Below are 17,751 nucleotides of genomic sequence, written 5' to 3' on the forward strand. Positions count from 1 at the left end.
GGGCTATCGCCCGAGGTGTGCCTGTCGTGCGGAGTCGAAAGTGCAACTCCAGGGCCGCCAGGTTGCCGGGATGGTAGCCCGACCGGAGAAAGAATTAAAGTACCGTTAACAAAGTGCTTATTTGAAGTGAATCCGTACTTTGTTCGTGCACTGTTCACGAAGTGCCAAGTGCGACTCGCTTTGCCGCGTGTCGCCGATGGCGTGCTACAGATCCTGCTCGTAGCGCACGTAGGGGATGGTGCCCTCTTCGGTGCTGATGTTGTTCGGGGCGAAGGGGTTCTTGCCGCGGGTGATGACGTTCTCTGCGCCAACGGTGAGCTGTCCACTCCAAGGAGTGCGCCAGGTCAGTCCGACCCCCAGACCCGACCACTTGCCTGGCTGGCCCGGGGCGTCGACGACGCGGCCGATGATATTGGCGCTGAAGGAGCGGTAGCCGCCGCCGATGCTCAGGCTCTTGCTGTCCCACTGATCGACCAGGGCGGGCGAGGCGTCGGCGATTGGCACCAGGCGCGCGCGTGCATACGTGCCGCCAATGGAGACGAAGCCTTCGCGGCCGATGTTCTGCTGGGCGAACACGGTCAGATCGTTTTGCTCCATGCGCATCGACGGCGTTTTGTTGGCGCCGGCCAGCCATGCCGGGAGGTTCTCGCGTCCGCTGCCGACGGACAGCGACAGGTGCCCGCCGGGACGATTGAAAGAGGTGGTGGCGGCAATGTGGTGGCCGATTGCGCCATCCTCGTCGCCCAGGCTGGCGAGCATGCAGTGGCTGGCCAGTCCGCTGATACTGCTGCCGCTGGCGCTATTACACAGTAGGCCGAGCGAGTCGCCGGAGGACAGCCCAAACGCCGCATCCAGTGAGTTGCCACCGAAGTGCCAGCGCGCGCCGACGGCTTGTTCGCCGGTCGGCTCCAGGTACAGCAGAGCCTCGACCTTGCCACTGCCCTTGTTCCAGATCGGCAGCACGGTGTGATCGTTGGGGTTGTCGGGCTTGCTCTGCGCGTGCGCGCCCGTCATCGCCGAGAAGGCGATCAGTAGGGCTAGCGGCAGGCGCAGGAGGGCTCGCATCGGTTGTTTGATACTCATGGAGGGAACGAAAGTTCCCGCATGGCAGGGGTTCGGATGATAGTTTGTTTATGTTTATTTAACAAGTCGGGTGTCCGGCTCCCGACGCGTCCTCCTGTTACTGCATGCGCTCCGATGACGGAGGTTCAGGCTGCGTTACGGCAAACAATACGCCGAATTCTGCCAATGGGAAATCGTAGCGGTGTCCGCAGAACTCGCAGCGGATCTCGACCTGCCCCGTCGCCTCGGCTGCGGCTCGCGCCTCCTCCTCGCCCAGCGAGCGGAGCATTGCCGCGACTCGCTCGCGCGAACAGGAGCAGCCGAAGCGCAGTGGTCGGGTTCCGAGTAATTGCGGCGTCTCTTCATGGAAGAGTCGGTGCAGCAGGGTGTCGGCCTGGGTGATCAGCAGTTCTGTCGCGGCGAGCGTCTCGAACAGGGCACCGGCGCGGTTCCAGCCGTCGGCGTCGCCGCTATCGCCGGGCAGCTTTTGTAGCAGCAGACCTGCCGCCTGGGTTCCTTCGGCGGCCAGAATCAGTCGGGTCGGCAATTGCTCTGACTGGCGGAAGTAGTCCTCAAGTGCCTCGTCCAGTTCGGCCGATGACAAGGCCACCAGGCTCTGGTAGCGCTGCGGTTCGCGCGGGTCCAGGCCGGGGTTCTCGATGGTGATCGCCAGCAGGGCAGCGTCGCCGAGTGTGCGCAGATCCCGTGGTGCGTCCTGGCCTTCGTCCAACTGGACGATGCCGCGCAGGGTGCCGGCGGCGGTGCATTCGGCGAACAGGGTGCGTAGCGCGCCTTGGCTGCGTAGTTGCACCGATAGGCGTCCATCGACCTTGGTGTGGCCGGTGAACAGGGCGGCGGCGACGCAGGCTTCGCCAAGCAGTTCGGTCGCGGCGGTCGGATAATCCGCCGGTGCCTGGATCTCGCGCCAAGTGTCCTGCAAGCGCACATGGACGCCGCGCACGCCGGCTTGGGGGAGCAGGAAGCGGGTCAGGCGGTCGTCGGAAGAGTGCATTGCGGCCTCGCTTGGCATGGGAAGATGGCGACCGCAGGAGAATGGATCATCGCGGTGGACCAGATCGAAGAAAGCATTGCAATGGGGGCGACACGACATGAAGCAAGTGCCATGCCTGCGCGCAGATCGCCTGCGCGACGCTGGCTGCGCGGATTGCTGCTGTTGCCGTTGATTTTCGGATTGGTGAGTGTCTCGCAAGTGCTGGTGCTGCGTTTTGTGGATCCGCCGTTCTCGGCGATGATGCTGGAGCGTCAGGTCGGTGCCTGGGCCAGTGGCGAGTGGTCGTTCCGTATCGCCTATCGCTGGCGCGATAGCGCGCAGATTGCGCCCAGTCTGCCGATCTCGCTGGTGGCGGCGGAGGATCAGCGCTTTCCCCGTCACCATGGCTTCGATTTGCAGGCGATCGAGAAGGCGCGCGACCACAATGCGCGCGGCGGGCGTCTGCGCGGTGCCAGTACAATCAGTCAGCAGGTGGCCAAGAATCTGTTCCTCTGGTCGGGCCGCAGTTGGCTGCGCAAAGGGCTGGAGGCCTGGTATACGGTGCTGATCGAAGCGCTGTGGTCGAAGCAGCGGATTCTGGAGGTCTACGCCAATCTCGCCGAGTTCGGCGACGGGGTGTACGGTGCGCAGGCGGCGGCCGCTCGCTTCTGGGGCAAGGACGCGGCGCAACTGACCCCGACACAGAGTGCGTTGCTGGCTGCGGTGTTGCCGGCCCCGCAGCGCTATGACGCCGCGCGACCTGGGGCGTATGTGCAGCGCCGCGCCGACTGGATCCAGCGCCAGGCTCGACAACTGGGAGGCCCAGGTTACTTGCTGTCACCTTAGCGTGACCGAACAACACCTCGCCAGTCACTAATCACTAATCGTGCGGGCGCGGACAGTGCGCAGGAGCCGCAGTGTGCAGGTGCTACAGGAGCGTTCCGCGCACTGTTGCGCGCGCGGCGGTGCTGCGGTCGTTTTAGGTTTTTAGCCACTGCTCGTGCGCGTGATGCAGGTGGTCCGAGGGCATGGAGATGTCGGTGCCGCTGCGTCGGCGTTGGATATTGCGGCCATTGTCTGAGGCGTGCGGGATCACTGGTGCAGTTGCGCCACCCTTCGTACCATTCACGGATGGAACCCGAACGTCTCACCGTCGTCGTTACTGCGTTCAACGAGGCGCAAACGCTGCCGTTGTTGCACCCGCGCATCCTTGCCGCGCTCGATGCGCTGGAGGGGGTGCAAGGCCGCGTGTTGTACGTAGACGACGGTAGCCGCGATGCGACTTGGGACACCATGCTGGCGCTGGCCGAGTCCGATCCGCGGGTCGGGGCGCTGCGGTTGTCGCGCAATTTTGGCAAGGAACTGGCCTTGACCGCAGGGCTGGATTTCGTCGAATGCGGCGCGGCGATGTTGCTGGATGCCGATGGCCAGGATCCGCCGGAATTGATCGGGCAGTTCGTCGCACACTGGCGTGACGGCTACGACGACATCTACGGCACGCGTATCCTGCGCGAGGGCGAAAGCTGGCTCAAGCGCGGCACCGCCGCCTTGTTCTATCGGGTGATCGGGTACCTGTCGAAGACACCGATCCCGGCCGACACCGGCGATTTCCGCCTATTGTCACCGCGTGCACTGGCCGCGCTGCGTCAGTTGCGCGAGCGCCACCGTTTCATGAAGGGCCTGTTCGGCTGGGTCGGTTTCCGTCGCTTTGCGGTGCCTTATCGGCGCGCGCCGCGTTTGGCTGGGCACAGCAAGTTCAGCCTGTGGCGGCTGTGGAATTTCGCCCTGGATGGGATCACCGGTTTCTCCACCGCGCCGTTGCGGGTGGCGACGTATCTTGGCCTGGTGACCGCCGTTGCCGCATTTGTGTTCGGGCTGGTCGTGGTGGTCAAGGCGGCGCTATGGGGCGATCGGGTCGCCGGCTGGCCGACGATGATGGCGGTGATTCTGTTCCTGGGCGGCGTGCAGCTGATCGCCTTGGGGCTGATCGGCGAGTATCTCGGTCGCTTGTACGAGGAGTCCAAGCAACGTCCACTGTATTTGGTGGATACCTGGCGTGCACCCGGCGAAGGAGTATGCTCGGACCCGCGATCCAGCGAACCGGGAGGCAGTGATGCGTACGGTACGGCATGTGTTGAGCGAGAAGGGCGGTGAGATCCACGCGATCGCACCGGATGCGGCGGTGATCGAGGCACTGCGGTTGATGGCCGACAAGGGCATCGGCGCAGTGCTGGTGATGCAGGACGGGCATCTGGCCGGGATCCTGTCCGAGCGCGACTACGCGCGCAAGGTGGTGTTGCAGGAGCGTTCTTCGGCCACCACGCCGGTGCGCGACATCATGAGCGACAAGGTCCACACCGTGGATCCTGCGCAGAGCGTGCAGCAGTGTATGCAGCTGATGACCGGGCACCGCATCCGTCACTTGCCGGTGGTGGAGGCGGGTGCGGTGATCGGGCTGATTTCGATCGGCGATCTGGTCAAGGCGGTGATCGAGGAGCAACGTCAGGAACTGGATCAGTTGCAGCGCTATATCGCCAGTTGAGCCGCCTGGTGTTTGTGAATTCGAGATTCGGAAAGGCACCGGCATGTGGTCGCGCGTCGGTGCTTCAGCTGTTTGTCTTTCCGCGTTCTGGTGCCATTTAGAGCATGGATGCTGGTGCACAGACGCGTTATCGGTGAAGCGCTGTCGCCTGAGTGGTGCGAAATGCGGTGGCGGCGGCCTCAGAGCACTTGTCCGGTCACCGCGACGAAATGGCAGACGCTGCCGGCGAGGACGAACAGATGCCAGATCGCGTGGAAGTAGCGCACGGTGTCGCGTTGATAGAAATAGGTCCCAAGGGTGTAGAACAAACCCCCGGCCAAGAGCCAGCCAAGTGTTCGCGCATCGATCGCGCGCAACAGTGGCTCGATCGCGACCACGATCAGCCAGCCCATGGCGATGTACAGGAAGGTCGAGAGCAGACGGAAACGCCCGGTGAAGAACAGCTTGAAGATCACTCCGGCCACGGCGATGCTCCAGATTGCCGCGAACAAGCCCCAACCCCATGGGCCACGCAGTCCGATCAGGGTGAATGGGGTGTAGGTGCCGGCGATCAGCAGGTAGATCGCGCAGTGGTCGAAGATTTGCAGACGTGCCTTCGCACCTGGATGTGAGATGGCGTGGTACAGGGTTGAGGCCACGTACAGCAGCAGCAAGGTCACGCTGAACACGATGGCAGTGGCCAGTTGCCAGCCATCGCCGTAGATCGCCGCAAGGGTAATCAATACTGAGCCGCCAGCTAGCGCTGCGATTGCGCCCAATCCATGGGTCAGCGTGCTGGCGAGTTCGTCGCGCCAGTCCGTGGAGGGGGACGTATCTGCGTGTGTGGAGGCGGGCGAGTGGTCTGCGTCCATGGCGACATACGTTAAAGCAATTGCGAGCGGTTCGCATCCATCGTGGTGCAACATGGCGCTGCTGGTTGGGCGTGCGCTCAGGTGTCGTAATACATCGCCGCGTTGTCAGCGGTTTGTAGGGTGGCTAACAAAGCGGCTGTGTCACCGCCGGACGGGCGCGGGCAGTGCTCGGAATCCTCACCTCAGTATCCCCATCAGTACACCGGGTCCTTGGGCGCTGTCCGCGCCCACCCGGCAGCGATTGACGACGTTGTTAGCCACTCTTAGTCCAGCGCCACGCTGTGCGCGTGTTCGCGGGTGGCGGCGAAGCGCACGTCCGGCGCGCGTTCCTGTGCCAGTTGTAGATTGACCCGGGTCGGTGCCAGGTAGACCAATTCGCCAGCGGCGTCGATGCCGAGGTTCATTGCGTTTTTCTCGCGGAATTCCTCCAGTTTCTTGGCGTTGTCGCAATGCACCCAGCGTGCGGTGACGACGCCGACCGGCTCGAAGCTGGCATCCACGCCGTATTCGTCCTTGAGTCGATAGGCGACCACGTCGAATTGCAGCGTGCCGACCGCACCGAGGATCAGGTCGTTGCTCATCAGTGGGCGGAAGAACTGCGTGGCGCCTTCTTCGGACAACTGTGCCAAACCTTTCTGCAATTGTTTGAGTTTGAGTGGATCGCGCAGCCGCGCGCGGCGGAACAATTCCGGTGCGAAATTGGGAATGCCGGTGAACGACAGCGCCTCGCCCTCGGTGAAGGTGTCGCCGATGGAAATGGTGCCGTGGTTGTGGATGCCGATGACGTCGCCGGGGTAGGCTTCGGCGGCGATCTCGCGGTCGCTGGCCATGAAGGTCAGCGCATTGGCCAGTTTTACTTCCTTGCCGGTACGTACGTGCAGGGTCTTCATCCCGGCACCGAAACGACCGGAGCAGATACGCATGAACGCGACGCGGTCGCGGTGTTGCGGGTCCATGTTGGCCTGGATCTTGAACACGAAGCCGCTCAACTTGTCTTCCTCGGCCCGCACCTGGCGGCCGGTGGTGGCGCGTGGCTGCGGCGGCGGTGCATGTTCGGCGAAGAAGTCCAGCAACGGCTGCACACCGAAGTTGTTGACGCCCGAGCCGAAGAACACCGGCGTCTGCTTGCCGGCGCGATAGGCGTCCAGGTCGAACGCATGGCTGGCGCCTTGCACCAGTTCCAGTTCCTCGCGCAGTTCGGCCAGCATTTGTTCGCCGATTTTCTCGGCCAGGCCGGGCGCGTCCAGCGATGGGAAGATGGTCGAATCCTGGCGGGTGAAATTGCGGCCCTGCTCGTACAGGTGTACTTCGCCGCTGATCAGGTGCACGACGCCCTTGAGCCGTTGGCCCATGCCGATCGGCCAGGTTACCGGCGCGCACTGGATGCCGAGCACGGTCTCCACTTCGTCGAGCAAGTCGATCGGATCCTTGCCTTCGCGGTCGAGCTTGTTGATGAAGGTCATGATCGGCGTATCGCGCAACCGGCACACTTCCATCAGTTTGATGGTGCGTTCTTCCACGCCCTTGGCCACGTCGATCACCATCAGCGCCGAATCCACCGCAGTGAGCACGCGGTAGGTGTCCTCGCCGAAGTCGGCGTGGCCGGGGGTATCGAGCAGGTTGATGATCTTGCCGTCGTAGGGGAACTGCATCACCGACGAGGTCACCGAGATGCCGCGTTCCTTTTCCAGTGCCATCCAGTCCGAGGTGGCGTGGCGTGCGGCTTTGCGGCCCTTGACCGAGCCGGCCATCTGGATCGCCCCACCGAACAGCAACAGTTTTTCGGTCAGCGTGGTCTTGCCGGCGTCGGGATGGGAAATGATGGCGAAGGTGCGGCGACGCGCGGCTTCGGTGGCGACTTCGGACATGGGCAGCACGCCCGGCGGGCGTCATCGGAAACGGGGAAGCCGGCGATTATAGCGGGCTTGTCTGTTGGCCCGTTCGGTTGCCATGCCGGACTTCAGTGAGATCGGGATGGGCGAAGCGCAGTTCGCCGAGCGGGCCGGTCATGCGCAACGGTACCGATTCCAGGCGCAGGCCGCGATTGAGCTGCACCACGAAGTGCAGGTGCGGCGCGGTCGTCAGGCCGCTATTGCCGGACAGACCGAGCCGCTCGCCGCGCTGTACGCTCTGTCCAACCCGAACCTGCACGCCGCCGGCGGTCAGGTGGGCGTAGAGCGCCATGCTGCCGTCCGCATGCACGATACGCACCAGATTGGCGGCCTGGCCCAGGCGTGCGGCATCGGTACCGGACTCGCGAAAGTCGTCGCGGATTTCCATCACCACGCCCTCGCGCGCGGCCAGAATCGGAGTGCCTTCGGGCAGCGCGAAGTCCAGTGCGTAGAAGTTGGCCGGATCGTGGTGGCTGAAGCCGCCGCCGAATCCCTGATCGATGCGGATTGGCACGCCCTTGAAAGGCAATTGGTAGAGGACAGGCTCGGCGTGAGCGTGCGGCGAGCCGGGGATCGCCTCGATGTGCAGGTCCGCGCTGGCACCACTGGCGTCGGTGCCGCCGTCGAGCGGGTACAGGCAGCTCGCCAGGCGGCGTTCGCCCGCCGCCAGTTCGATGTCGCGCGGCAGTGCCGGAATGGCCTTGAACCCATTGACCTCGCCGTAGAGCCGGATCTGCACGGGTCCACCCAGTGGATTGCCCAGCCAGATTTCACGCAGGCCGTTGCGGCGTGGAGTGACCGTCAGCCAAGTTGGGGCCGTATGCGCGACCGGGTGGGGCGCGTTCCAACGCAGCAGTGTTTGTGCACATGTGCTCCACGCAAGCGCCAGCAGCCAAGCCATTGCAAACCAGCGGTGAGAGGAGTGTCGGCGCACGTAGAGCGGTGCTTGGTCAGGGCGTGGGAGTATGGCCGATACCAGGGAGTCGACATGTTTTGTATCGCTTCATCCGAATAAAGCGATTGACATTGCCGAAAAACGCTGGCATCGTGGCATCACCATCGAGACCGGCGGAGGGACAGGCCCTTTGATGCCGGGGCAGCCAGCGGGCGCGCAAGCGCTTGTGTCGGTGCCAAATCCTGCGGTGACCGACGCGTCCGCCGAAAGATGGTTCGATCCATGCTCTGTGCATGGCGAACGCGAGCTCCGCGAAGCTCGATGGCCGTTCCTCACTGGATACCGCCATGCGTCTCGTGAATACGTCCGATTGCTCTACCTCTCTCCCTGCGCCTCACGACCGCTATGGCGTGTCGGCGGTGCCTGCCGATGGCGTGCGGGCCATGCGCGGTGAGATCGCGGTGGCGCTGCCGCTGCGTCATGCGGGCGTGCAGTTGCTGCGCTTGCGCTATGAGCTGAGCGGCCCGGCCAGCGTGCCGGTGGTATTCGTGGCCGGCGGCATTTCCGCGCATCGTCATCTGGCTGCCAATGCCACGTTCCCCGAGAAGGGCTGGGCCGAGGATTTGGTCGCGCCAGGACGTGCGCTGGATCCGACCCAGTTGCGGGTGCTGGCGTTCGATTTCGTCGGTGCCGACGGCAGCCTGGACGCACCGATCGACAGTGCCGACCAGGCCGACGCGATCGCCGCATTGTTGGATGCCCTGGATATCGTCCAATTACATGGCTTCGTCGGGTATTCCTACGGCGCGCTGGTCGGCCTGCAATTGGCGGTGCGCCATCCGCAGCGTCTGCGCAAGCTGGTCGCGGTCAGTGGCGCCCATCGCGCGCATCCTTATGCTGCGGCATGGCGCGCGTTGCAGCGCCGTGCGGTGGCGTTGGGTCAATTGCAGTGCGCCGAACACCATGGACTGTCGCTGGCGCGGCAGTTCGCGATGCTCAGCTATCGCACGCCCGAAGAATTCGGCGAACGCTTCGATGCGGCGCCGGAAGTGATCAATGGCCGTGTACGCGTCGCCGCCGAGGATTACCTCGATGCCGCCGGTGCCCAGTACGTGGCGCGCACCCAGGTCAACGCTTATCTGCGCCTGTCCGAATCGATCGACCTGCACCGCATCGATCCCAGCGCCGTCGCCGTGTCCACCGTGGTGGTCGCGGTCGAGGGCGACCGCCTGGTGCCGTTGTCCGACCTGGTGACCCTGGTCGAAGGGTTGGGGCCACGCGGCAGTCTGCGCGTACTGCGTTCGCCCTACGGACACGATGCCTTTCTGAAAGAAACCGATCGCATCGACGCGATCCTCGCCACTGCCCTTCGCCCCACCGGAGTTGACGCATGAGTAACGCACACGACACCGATCTGCCTTGTACTGCCGCCACCGCCGCAGTGCGCGCCGGCATCGACCGCGACACCACCCACGGTGCCGTGACCCCGCCCATCGTGCTGTCGTCGAACTTCAGCTTCGATGGCTTCGGCAACAAGCGCCAGTACGACTACACCCGCAGCGGCAACCCAACCCGCGACCTGCTCGGCGAAGCGTTGGCGGAGCTGGAAGGCGGTGCCGGCGGTGTGGTCACCGCCACCGGCATGGGCGCGATCAATTTGGTACTCAATGCGCTGCTGCAGCCGGGTGACACGTTGGTGGTGCCGCACGATGCCTATGGCGGCAGCTGGCGGTTGTTCGATGCGTTGGCGAAAAAAGGCCACTTCGTTTTGATCACCGTCGATTTGACCGATCCGCGCGCGTTGGCCGAGGCGTTGGCGCAATCGCCACGGCTGGTGATGATCGAGACCCCATCCAATCCGTTGCTGCGCATCACCGATCTGCGTTTCGTCATCGACGCCGCGCACAAGGCCGGTGCGCTGGTGGTGGTCGACAACACGTTCTTGTCTCCGGTGCTACAGAAGCCGCTGGCTTTTGGCGCCGACCTGGTGATTCATTCCACCACCAAGTACGTCAACGGCCACAGCGATGTCGTCGGTGGTGCGGTGGTCGCCGCCGATGCCGAATTGCACAAGCAACTGGCATGGTGGGCGAACGCACTGGGCTTGACCGGTTCGCCGTTCGATGCGTTCCTGACCTTGCGCGGCCTGCGCACGCTGGATGCGCGTTTGCGTGTACACCAGGAAAATGCGCAGGCGGTGGTGGAGCTGCTGCAGACGCACCCGGCAGTGCGGCAGGTGTACTACCCAGGCATCCCCACGCATCCCGGACATGCCATCGCGGCGCGTCAGCAACAGGGCTTCGGCGCGATGATCAGTTTCGAACTGGCTGGGGCCGAGCCCGAAGTGCGTGCCTTCGTCGATGGATTGCGCTATTTCACCCTGGCCGAATCGTTGGGCGGTGTGGAAAGTTTGATTGCCCATCCGGCGTCGATGACGCACGCGGCGATGACCCCGCAAGCGCGGGCCAACGCTGGTATTTCCGATGGCCTGTTGCGTTTGTCGGTGGGCATCGAGTCCAGCGCCGACCTGCTGGCCGACCTGCAGGCGGGTCTGGAGCGTGCGCAGCGCGCCAGCGAGGCGGTGCCGCGTAAACGGGTGGATGCGTGAGCAACGCGTTGGCCGATGCGTGTTCGCTGCCGTTGGGGCAAGTCGCGCGGGCCGTGCCACAGTTGGGCTTGCTAGGCACTGGCACCGTCGGTCGCGCCTTCGTCGCGCGCTATCAGGCGCTGCAACGCCGCCGTGTCGGTCTGCCTGCGTTCGTCTGGCTGGCCAATTCGCGCACGGTGGTCGAGTGCGCGCACGCACCGGCGCAGGCCCTGGCCCAGGCCAATGCCGCCGAGCGTGGCGCTGTAGCGGTGGTGTTGCCGGAGAACCTGCGCCACGGCGATATTGTCGTCGATGCCACGGCCAGCGAGGTGGTGGCGCAGCGCCATGCTCAATGGTTGCGAGGCGGTGTGCATGTGGTCACCGCCAACAAGCTCGGTCAAGGTGCCGCGCTTGCCCGCGCCGAGCAGATTCATGCCGCCTGCCATGCCGTTGGCGCGCACTATGGCGATAGCGCCACGGTTGGCGCAGGCCTGCCGTTGCTGAGCAGTCTGCGTGCACTGGTGGCCGGCGGCGATCATATCCATGCGGTGGAAGGGATCTTGTCCGGCTCGTTGGCCTGGCTGCTGCATCGCTACGATGGTCGCTGTGCGTTCTCTGCGTGCGTGCGCGAAGCCGCTGCGGCCGGTTATACCGAGCCCGATCCGCGCGAGGACCTATCCGGCGAAGATGTGCGTCGCAAGCTGTTGATCCTTGCGCGTGCCGCAGGCTTGCCGTTGCAGGCCGAGCAGGTGCATGTGGAGTCGCTGGTGCCGGAAGTTTTGGCGGCGGCGACGTTACCGGCGTTGGACGCGGCCTTGTCGGAGTTGGATGCGCCATTGGCCGCGCGCCTGGCGCAGGCGCGCGCGCATGGTGCGTGCTTGCGCTTCGTCGGCCGGTTCGATGCGCACGGTGCCTCGGTGGGCCTGCGCGAATTGCCGTTGTCGCATGCGCTGGCCAGTGGCGTCGGCACCGATAACCGGGTTGCCATCTACAGCGACCGCTATTTGCAGCAGCCACTGCTGATTCAGGGGCCGGGCGCCGGGGCCGAGGTTACCGCCGCGGCGTTGTTGGACGATGTGTTGCGGATTGTGATGTCCGAACGGTGGCGCTGACCAGTCGCAGCGCCACCGCAGGCTTCAGCCTCAGTGCAATCCTTGGTACAGCGCATGGAGCATGTTGCCCTGTTCGTCGTCCCCGCTTAACTCCCAGAAGAATGCGCCGCCCAGCCCTAGCGCTTTGACGTAGCCGCCCTTGATGCTGGCCATTGCCGGGTCGTCGTAGCTCCAGAAGGTGGAGCTGGTGCTATCGTATTTCCAGTGGGCGAAGGCGTGGGGGTCGTAATAATCGTTGCCGGCGTGTATTTTCAATGTCTTGTACTTTGATACGCCGGCATTGTCGCCTGTCTGATAGAGGCCATTGTTGATATCGGCGACATTTTGGCGGCGGCGACGTTACCGGCGTTGGACGCGGCCTTGTCGGAGTTGGATGCGCCATTGGCCGCGCGCCTGGCGCAGGCGCGCGCGCATGGTGCGTGCTTGCGCTTCGTCGGCCGGTTCGATGCGCACGGTGCCTCGGTGGGCCTGCGCGAATTGCCGTTGTCGCATGCGCTGGCCAGTGGCGTCGGCACCGATAACCGGGTTGCCATCTACAGCGACCGCTATTTGCAGCAGCCACTGCTGATTCAGGGGCCGGGCGCCGGGGCCGAGGTTACCGCCGCGGCGTTGTTGGACGATGTGTTGCGGATTGTGATGTCCGAACGGTGGCGCTGACCAGTCGCAGCGCCACCGCAGGCTTCAGCCTCAGTGCAATCCTTGGTACAGCGCATGGAGCATGTTGCCCTGTTCGTCGTCCCCGCTTAACTCCCAGAAGAATGCGCCGCCCAGCCCTAGCGCTTTGACGTAGCCGCCCTTGATGCTGGCCATTGCCGGGTCGTCGTAGCTCCAGAAGGTGGAGCTGGTGCTATCGTATTTCCAGTGGGCGAAGGCGTGGGGGTCGTAATAATCGTTGCCGGCGTGTATTTTCAATGTCTTGTACTTTGATACGCCGGCATTGTCGCCTGTCTGATAGAGGCCATTGTTGATATCGGCGACATTTTTCCAGCCATGCCCGTAGAAACCGATGCCAAGATTGAGCTTGCGCGCAGGAACCCCACGCTTCAGGAATGCCAGTATCGCGTCGGTGCTGTTGTAATAGTGCTCAATTCCGGTGGATGGATCGAACGGTGAGTGGAACAGCGCGGAGTGATGGTTGGTGATCGTGTCTGACGCACCGCCGTGGAAGTCGTAGGTCATCACGTCGATGTAGTCCAGGTAATGCTGATACACGCCCGGATCGGTGACTTCGATTTTGTCGATGCCTGCGCCTGCATCCACGGCCAACAACAACCCAGGACGCACGGCGTCAAGCTGGCGGCGGAATTCTGCGATCAGCGCGGTGTAGTTCGCCCGATCTTCGGGGGTGCCGCAGGTCAGTCCGCATACGACCGGGTATTCCCAGTCGAGGATAAAGCCGTCGAACACGCCAAGCGCCGCGCCCGGCCCACCTGCGCCATCAACGACGGGCAGGTTGCCGTGGATGTAGGCATCGATGCATGAGGCGACGAAGGCTTGGCGGTTCTCCGGACGCGCCGCGCTGGCGAAGCCGGATGACCAACTCCAACCACCAAGCGCCATCACCACCTTGAGTTGGGGATGCAGTGCCTTGAGTTTGCGCAACTGGTTCCAATTGCCGCGCAGCGGCTGCGTAGCTGTGTCGGCGACACCATCCACGCTCTGCGTTGCATTGACGCTGCGCGTGTAGTCGGCATAGGCGTCGCCACCTGCGCCGGTATCCGGGTCGATGGCCTGGTTGACGCCGACTTCGCAACGGTTGTTGTGCACGTTGCCGAATGCGTAGTGCAGATGGGTCAGGTGCTGTGCTGCGCCGCTGGTCTCGATATCGCGAACCTGATAGTTGCTACCGTAGATGCTCCACTGAGTGAAGTAGCCAATTAGCCGCGGATTGTTGGCGTTGGTCGTTTCGGCATGCGTGCAGGTGGTGCCGAGCACGAGGAGAACGAAGCTGCAAGAGAGGCATCGTAGGGATGCGCGGATGAAAGAGTACATGAGAAATTTCCTTACTCACTTGGATAGCGAGGTTGGTGTACGCTCTGGATATAAGTCGTGAAATGTCACTCTCGTTATTAGAATCGAGGATTTCCATACTGGACACAGTTAACTGTGATTTGAATCGCACCTATTTGTTTGATTGTCTACATAAAGATCTGTGCGTGTGCTGGTAATTTTTTGCTGCGCGTTAAGGCGATGGTTTTCGGATCGTCATGCAGATCTATGAGTGATTGCCTTTATCCACGTGTATGCGCTAGCGCATATCGTAGAGGTGACATGATCCAGAAGTTTCTGTTCAGTTCATGTGATTAACTTGGTAAACAGTGATCCAGTCGTAGATCGCTTACAGACCATGCACCAGGTGCTCAAATCGGCGGCGATGCGCGCATTGCTGCTTGAGTATGCGGATTACCCGTTCAATTATCCCGTTCTGCTGCGCACAGTGCGCGGTGATGAGTTTCTGTTTCATGCCATCGTCGCGCACCAAGCGAGTGTCGCGGTAGTTGGTGAACACCAAGCCTTGGCAGACACTTTGGTCGGTGTGTCGTACAGGGTGCGGCGTGCCACGCCGAACCAGCGGCACAGCTTTTTCATCGGCACACTTATCGCTTCTATTTGTAGCCCCTGCCGGATCGAGCGCATCAACTCTCGTCCTTGGCAGGGTTTCAGTGGGTCATTGTCCTGATGCGCAACGCAGCGCGCATTTGCGTCACTTCAGAGTTGGGCGCTGCAGTTGTTGTGGACGAGGGTTAGGCATGTGTGATGCGTCATGTGTTCGGACGGTTCCTGCAGCGCCGCCAGGACCTGTTCGGCTTGGGTGCCGGGCAGCGGTCGGTACGCTGCCCAGCCGTTGCGGCCTCTGGCCTTGGCTTGATATAGCGCGCGATCAGCTAAAACCAGTAGTTGTTCCCAGCCGAGCTGATTGTCCGGGTCGTGCACGAAGGGAAATTCGGCGATCCCGATCGAGCAGGTGACCCGCCCCTGCTTGCCCTGGTCGAACACGAACGGATGCGCCGCGATCGCATGGCATAGCCGCTCGGCGGCGACGGTCAGGTTCTCGTGTGGGGCCGAGCGCATGACCAGCAGAAATTCCTCGCCGCCCCAGCGCACCACGTGGTCGCTCTTGCGGGTCAGCTTGACCAGTAACTTTGCCATCTGTTGCAGGATGGCGTCGCCGGTGTGGTGCCCGCTGCTGTCGTTGATCGCCTTGAAATGGTCGATGTCGATCAGCGCGAACAGCATGCCCGTGCACGATGCCATGTCTTGATCGTCGTCGGTCATGCGTCGGTACAGGGCGATGTCGCTGGGGATGTGCAGGGATAGGTAGCGACGGTTGCGTAATTGGGTCAGTTCGTCGGTGAAGCTGGCTTCCTGCAGGCGCTGGTTGGCTTCCTGCAGCGCTTTGGTGCGCTCGCGCATCTGTTCTTCCAGCGTCTCGCGCTGACGTCGATTGTGCAGCCGCGCCAACTGTACGGTGAGCAGGATCAGCCCAAGCTCACCCAGTCCCAGTAATAGCTTGAAATACGGTGTTTCCCGCAAACGTGGCTGAATCCGCAATGGCAATCGCGCCGGTGCCACCGCCCACACTCCGCCATTGTTGCGGGCATTGACCTCGAACAGGTAATTACCGCCGGGTAAATTGGTATAGGTCGCCACGCGTTGGCGGATGTCGTCGGGCGAATGCCAGCGGGTGTCGTAGCCGAGTAGCCGGTAGCGCAATTCGATGCTTTCCGGGACCTGGAGCGAGGCGGCTGTGAATTCGAAATCCAGATCGCGCGCCTGTTTGGGCAGTGGGGTGGGCAGTGCCTGCGGGCTCAACCACTGTCCCAGTACGCGCACTCGCTCCACCACGGGCAGCGGCGCTACCGGATTCTTGACGATGCCAGTGGTGTTCATGGCGACCACGCCGTCGCGGCTGGGTAGCCAGAGCGTGCCGTTTTCGATGAATCCCTTGCCGTTACCGATGCCATTGCAGCACACCCCGCGCATGCCGCCATGGTGCTGCGCGCGTTCGCTGAGCATCCGCTCGGCTTGTAACGCGACGGATGGCGTGGCGGCGTGCGCTAGCAGATTGCTCAGGCGCAGACGGTAGATGCCGCGCAGCCCGGTCACCCAGACGTTGCCTTGAGGATCGTCGGTGATGAAGAACGGCGCATTCGCCGGCAGTCCATCGGTTTCGTCGAACATGCTCCAACGCTTGCCATCGAATAGCCACAATTCTTCGGACAGTGTGCCGACCAGCCATTGCCCGCCAGGCAACTCGTGGATCGCGGTGATGTCGGCGTTGGCCAACGCGCTATCGGGTGCGGCGAGTGCGACCAGGCGTTCGCCGCGCAATTCGTACAACCCGTCCTGCGAGCCCACCAGCAAGCGTCCGTCGTGGGTTTCGTGAAGCAGGCGGATGCGGGCGTCGCGCAGGCCTTCGCAGATGCCATAGCGGCGCAGATGCTTGCCATCGCTGCGGAACAGGCCATTGTCGCTGGCAAACCATAGACGTTGCGCGTGATCGCGCAAGATGCCGCTGATCTGCAGTTCGTGCAGGGGCGCCAGCAGCCGCGGTTGGCTGAGGTGTCCGTCGCGGTACAGGGCGATCCCGCGACGCGTTCCAATCCACAGTTGGCCTGGTTCGGCGAGTAAGGTATAGGGCGCGTCTGTCGGCAATTGATCCATGCGCAGAACCTGTTGGTAGCGTCCATCGCGTAATCGTGACAGGCCACTACCCGTGCCGACCCACAGCGATCCATCGGTATCGCGAGCCAGTGTCCACACCAGTGGGTCATTCAAGCCTTGGGGCACGCTGTAGCGCCGGGTCAAGCCGTTCCACAGGCGGCTGATGCCGTTCCAATTGCTGCCCAGCCACAGGTTGCGTTCGCGATCTTCGAAGATTGCGCTGGTGGCTGTGTTCTTGTTGGTTCCGTTATTGCGCTCGACGACCTTGCCATCGCGCACGCGTAACAGCGCGCCAGACAGGCCGACCCAGAGATTGCCGTCGCTGTCCTCGAACAGGGCATGCACCGCGCGTCGGGTCAGACCGGCCTCGTCAGCGAGCAGTTGCCAGCTTCCTGTGTGAAGATACAGTAGACCATTGCGGGTACCGGCCCACACTCGCCCTTGCGCTTCCACTAGTTGTTGCACGGGTGCATCGCGCATGTCCTGCGGCAGCGGCAGTGGTGTTGCGCTGTCCGCTCCGAGGCGCAGGACCGCGCCGCGCGTGCCGACCCAAAGTTGGTGTCCACGTGGCAGTAGCGCATACGCGCCGCCAGCGATGTGGTAGCGCAGGCGCAGGCGTTCGCCTTCCACCGCGTAAACGCCATTCTGTGCGGCGACCAGTACCGTGCCGTCGGTGTCCAAGGTGATCGCTTCGATGTTGAGCAGCGGCGTGTGCGGATCTTGCGGCAATACATTGGAAAAATGACCATCGCGATATCGTGCCAGCCCGCGGTAGGTGCCGATCCACAGTGTGCCGCTGTTGTCCACGCGTAGTGCCTGGATCAATGTGCCGGGAAGATGGGCCGGTGCTTTGTCGTTGAACGAGGTCATGCGCACGCCGTCGAAACGCGTCAGCCCGCTCATCGTGCCGATCCACAGGTAGCGTTGCCGATCCTGCGCGAATGCCTGGATGCTTACTTGCGGCAAGCCCTGGTCCAGGCCCCATGTGTCGCGTGCGTAGTGATTGAACTGCTTGTCCGCTTCCAGCGCATTGGCATCGGGGACGTAGGCATTGCACGCCCCCAGGAGCATGACCAGCCCTAGCGCACGGTGCGTGATTTGTCGGGCGATAGCACGGACTGTGGTGTAGGCGATGGCCATCGTCGGCAGCATCG

At 63.1% G+C, this 17,751-nt stretch carries 15 protein-coding genes, 1 pseudogene and 1 riboswitch; of the genes and pseudogenes, 8 read left to right on the forward strand and 8 right to left on the reverse strand.

Annotated features, from left to right (window positions below):
* Window positions 1-204 precede the first annotated feature (204 nt).
* The gene (locus XANALMUS060_RS04485) at window positions 205-1,065 is read right to left on the reverse strand and encodes a hypothetical protein (protein ID WP_045737394.1); all 861 of its coding nucleotides are present in this window, start codon (window positions 1,063-1,065) and stop codon (window positions 205-207) included.
* Window positions 1,066-1,180: 115 nt separating this feature from the next.
* Window positions 1,181-2,074 carry an Hsp33 family molecular chaperone HslO gene (locus XANALMUS060_RS04490; RefSeq protein WP_045737309.1) on the reverse strand — a complete coding sequence of 298 codons (894 nt, stop codon included), beginning with the start codon at window positions 2,072-2,074 and terminating at the stop codon, window positions 1,181-1,183.
* 81 nt (window positions 2,075-2,155) lie between these two features.
* On the opposite strand from XANALMUS060_RS04490, the gene mtgA reads away from it, so the two are divergent.
* From mtgA to XANALMUS060_RS04505, 3 genes are all read left to right on the forward strand, one after another.
* On the forward strand, window positions 2,156-2,899 hold the full coding sequence (gene mtgA, locus XANALMUS060_RS04495; protein ID WP_045737395.1) for a monofunctional biosynthetic peptidoglycan transglycosylase: 744 nt from the start codon (window positions 2,156-2,158) through the stop codon (window positions 2,897-2,899).
* 285 nt (window positions 2,900-3,184) lie between these two features.
* A complete protein-coding gene (locus XANALMUS060_RS04500; RefSeq protein ID WP_045737310.1) occupies window positions 3,185-4,207 on the forward strand; it encodes a glycosyltransferase family 2 protein in 1,023 nt (340 codons plus the stop codon).
* Window positions 4,167-4,595, forward strand: coding sequence for a CBS domain-containing protein (locus XANALMUS060_RS04505; protein WP_045728035.1), 429 nt, complete (start codon window positions 4,167-4,169; stop codon window positions 4,593-4,595). The genes XANALMUS060_RS04500 and XANALMUS060_RS04505 overlap by 41 nt, the downstream gene beginning before the upstream one ends.
* Window positions 4,596-4,774: 179 nt before the next feature.
* Here XANALMUS060_RS04505 and XANALMUS060_RS04510 read toward each other — a convergent pair whose 3' ends face one another.
* The 3 genes from XANALMUS060_RS04510 to XANALMUS060_RS04520 form a co-directional block, all read right to left on the reverse strand.
* A complete protein-coding gene (locus tag XANALMUS060_RS04510) occupies window positions 4,775-5,446 on the reverse strand; it encodes a hemolysin III family protein (RefSeq protein ID WP_045737311.1) in 672 nt (223 codons plus the stop codon).
* A 263-nt stretch (window positions 5,447-5,709) separates the two neighbouring features.
* Window positions 5,710-7,314 carry a peptide chain release factor 3 gene (locus XANALMUS060_RS04515; protein WP_045737312.1) on the reverse strand — a complete coding sequence of 535 codons (1,605 nt, stop codon included), beginning with the start codon at window positions 7,312-7,314 and terminating at the stop codon, window positions 5,710-5,712.
* 46 nt (window positions 7,315-7,360) lie between these two features.
* A complete protein-coding gene (locus tag XANALMUS060_RS04520; RefSeq protein ID WP_052688097.1) occupies window positions 7,361-8,239 on the reverse strand; it encodes a M23 family metallopeptidase in 879 nt (292 codons plus the stop codon).
* A gap of 152 nt (window positions 8,240-8,391) precedes the next feature.
* Window positions 8,392-8,510: riboswitch (SAM riboswitch) on the forward strand.
* A gap of 10 nt (window positions 8,511-8,520) precedes the next feature.
* Between XANALMUS060_RS04520 and XANALMUS060_RS04525 the strand changes: the two genes are divergently transcribed.
* From XANALMUS060_RS04525 to XANALMUS060_RS04535, 3 genes are read left to right on the forward strand one after another with little or no spacing between them, the layout of a single operon-like run.
* Entirely contained in the window at window positions 8,521-9,627 is a 1,107-nt protein-coding gene (locus XANALMUS060_RS04525) for a homoserine O-succinyltransferase (protein WP_152640387.1), read from the forward strand.
* A complete protein-coding gene (locus tag XANALMUS060_RS04530; RefSeq protein ID WP_045737313.1) occupies window positions 9,624-10,841 on the forward strand; it encodes an O-succinylhomoserine (thiol)-lyase in 1,218 nt (405 codons plus the stop codon). Before XANALMUS060_RS04525 ends, XANALMUS060_RS04530 begins: the two co-directional genes overlap by 4 nt.
* Before the next feature lie 8 nt (window positions 10,842-10,849).
* Window positions 10,850-11,932 (forward strand): homoserine dehydrogenase, encoded by a 1,083-nt coding sequence (locus XANALMUS060_RS04535; RefSeq protein WP_235430358.1) that lies wholly within the window; start codon window positions 10,850-10,852, stop codon window positions 11,930-11,932.
* Window positions 11,933-11,962: 30 nt separating this feature from the next.
* Here the strand turns inward: XANALMUS060_RS04535 and XANALMUS060_RS04540 are convergent, their stop codons facing one another.
* On the reverse strand, window positions 11,963-12,244 hold the full coding sequence (locus XANALMUS060_RS04540) for a glycosyl hydrolase family 18 protein (RefSeq protein ID WP_082064912.1): 282 nt from the start codon (window positions 12,242-12,244) through the stop codon (window positions 11,963-11,965).
* A 36-nt stretch (window positions 12,245-12,280) separates the two neighbouring features.
* Here XANALMUS060_RS04540 and XANALMUS060_RS04545 point away from each other — a divergent pair.
* Window positions 12,281-12,589 (forward strand): annotated as a pseudogene (locus XANALMUS060_RS04545) (homoserine dehydrogenase); the annotation flags it as partial.
* Window positions 12,590-12,619: 30 nt separating this feature from the next.
* On the opposite strand, the gene XANALMUS060_RS04550 reads toward XANALMUS060_RS04545, so the two are convergent.
* The gene (locus XANALMUS060_RS04550; RefSeq protein WP_045737317.1) at window positions 12,620-13,867 is read right to left on the reverse strand and encodes a glycoside hydrolase family 18 protein; all 1,248 of its coding nucleotides are present in this window, start codon (window positions 13,865-13,867) and stop codon (window positions 12,620-12,622) included.
* Window positions 13,868-14,279: 412 nt separating this feature from the next.
* On the opposite strand from XANALMUS060_RS04550, the gene XANALMUS060_RS20470 reads away from it, so the two are divergent.
* Window positions 14,280-14,612: a hypothetical protein gene (locus XANALMUS060_RS20470; RefSeq protein WP_045737318.1), complete on the forward strand. Its 333-nt coding sequence runs from the start codon at window positions 14,280-14,282 to the stop codon at window positions 14,610-14,612.
* A gap of 29 nt (window positions 14,613-14,641) precedes the next feature.
* Here the strand turns inward: XANALMUS060_RS20470 and XANALMUS060_RS04560 are convergent, their stop codons facing one another.
* Entirely contained in the window at window positions 14,642-17,749 is a 3,108-nt protein-coding gene (locus XANALMUS060_RS04560) for a ligand-binding sensor domain-containing diguanylate cyclase (RefSeq protein ID WP_235430352.1), read from the reverse strand.
* Window positions 17,750-17,751: the final 2 nt, after the last annotated feature.

The organism is Xanthomonas sp. MUS 060, from assembly GCF_000963215.1.
In the GTDB taxonomy this organism is placed as follows: Bacteria; Pseudomonadota; Gammaproteobacteria; order Xanthomonadales; family Xanthomonadaceae; genus Xanthomonas_A.

Coding starts and splice junctions, on each gene's coding strand:
- XANALMUS060_RS04485 (WP_045737394.1), bottom strand. CDS start 1,065: ATGCGAGCCCTCCTGCGCCTGCCGCTAGCCCTACTGATCGCCTTCTCG.
- XANALMUS060_RS04490 (WP_045737309.1), bottom strand. CDS start 2,074: ATGCACTCTTCCGACGACCGCCTGACCCGCTTCCTGCTCCCCCAAGCC.
- mtgA (WP_045737395.1), top strand. CDS start 2,156: ATGGGGGCGACACGACATGAAGCAAGTGCCATGCCTGCGCGCAGATCG.
- XANALMUS060_RS04500 (WP_045737310.1), top strand. CDS start 3,185: ATGGAACCCGAACGTCTCACCGTCGTCGTTACTGCGTTCAACGAGGCG.
- XANALMUS060_RS04505 (WP_045728035.1), top strand. CDS start 4,167: ATGCGTACGGTACGGCATGTGTTGAGCGAGAAGGGCGGTGAGATCCAC.
- XANALMUS060_RS04510 (WP_045737311.1), bottom strand. CDS start 5,446: ATGGACGCAGACCACTCGCCCGCCTCCACACACGCAGATACGTCCCCC.
- XANALMUS060_RS04515 (WP_045737312.1), bottom strand. CDS start 7,314: ATGTCCGAAGTCGCCACCGAAGCCGCGCGTCGCCGCACCTTCGCCATC.
- XANALMUS060_RS04520 (WP_052688097.1), bottom strand. CDS start 8,239: ATGGCTTGGCTGCTGGCGCTTGCGTGGAGCACATGTGCACAAACACTG.
- XANALMUS060_RS04530 (WP_045737313.1), top strand. CDS start 9,624: ATGAGTAACGCACACGACACCGATCTGCCTTGTACTGCCGCCACCGCC.
- XANALMUS060_RS20470 (WP_045737318.1), top strand. CDS start 14,280: ATGCACCAGGTGCTCAAATCGGCGGCGATGCGCGCATTGCTGCTTGAG.
- XANALMUS060_RS04560 (WP_235430352.1), bottom strand. CDS start 17,749: ATGCTGCCGACGATGGCCATCGCCTACACCACAGTCCGTGCTATCGCC.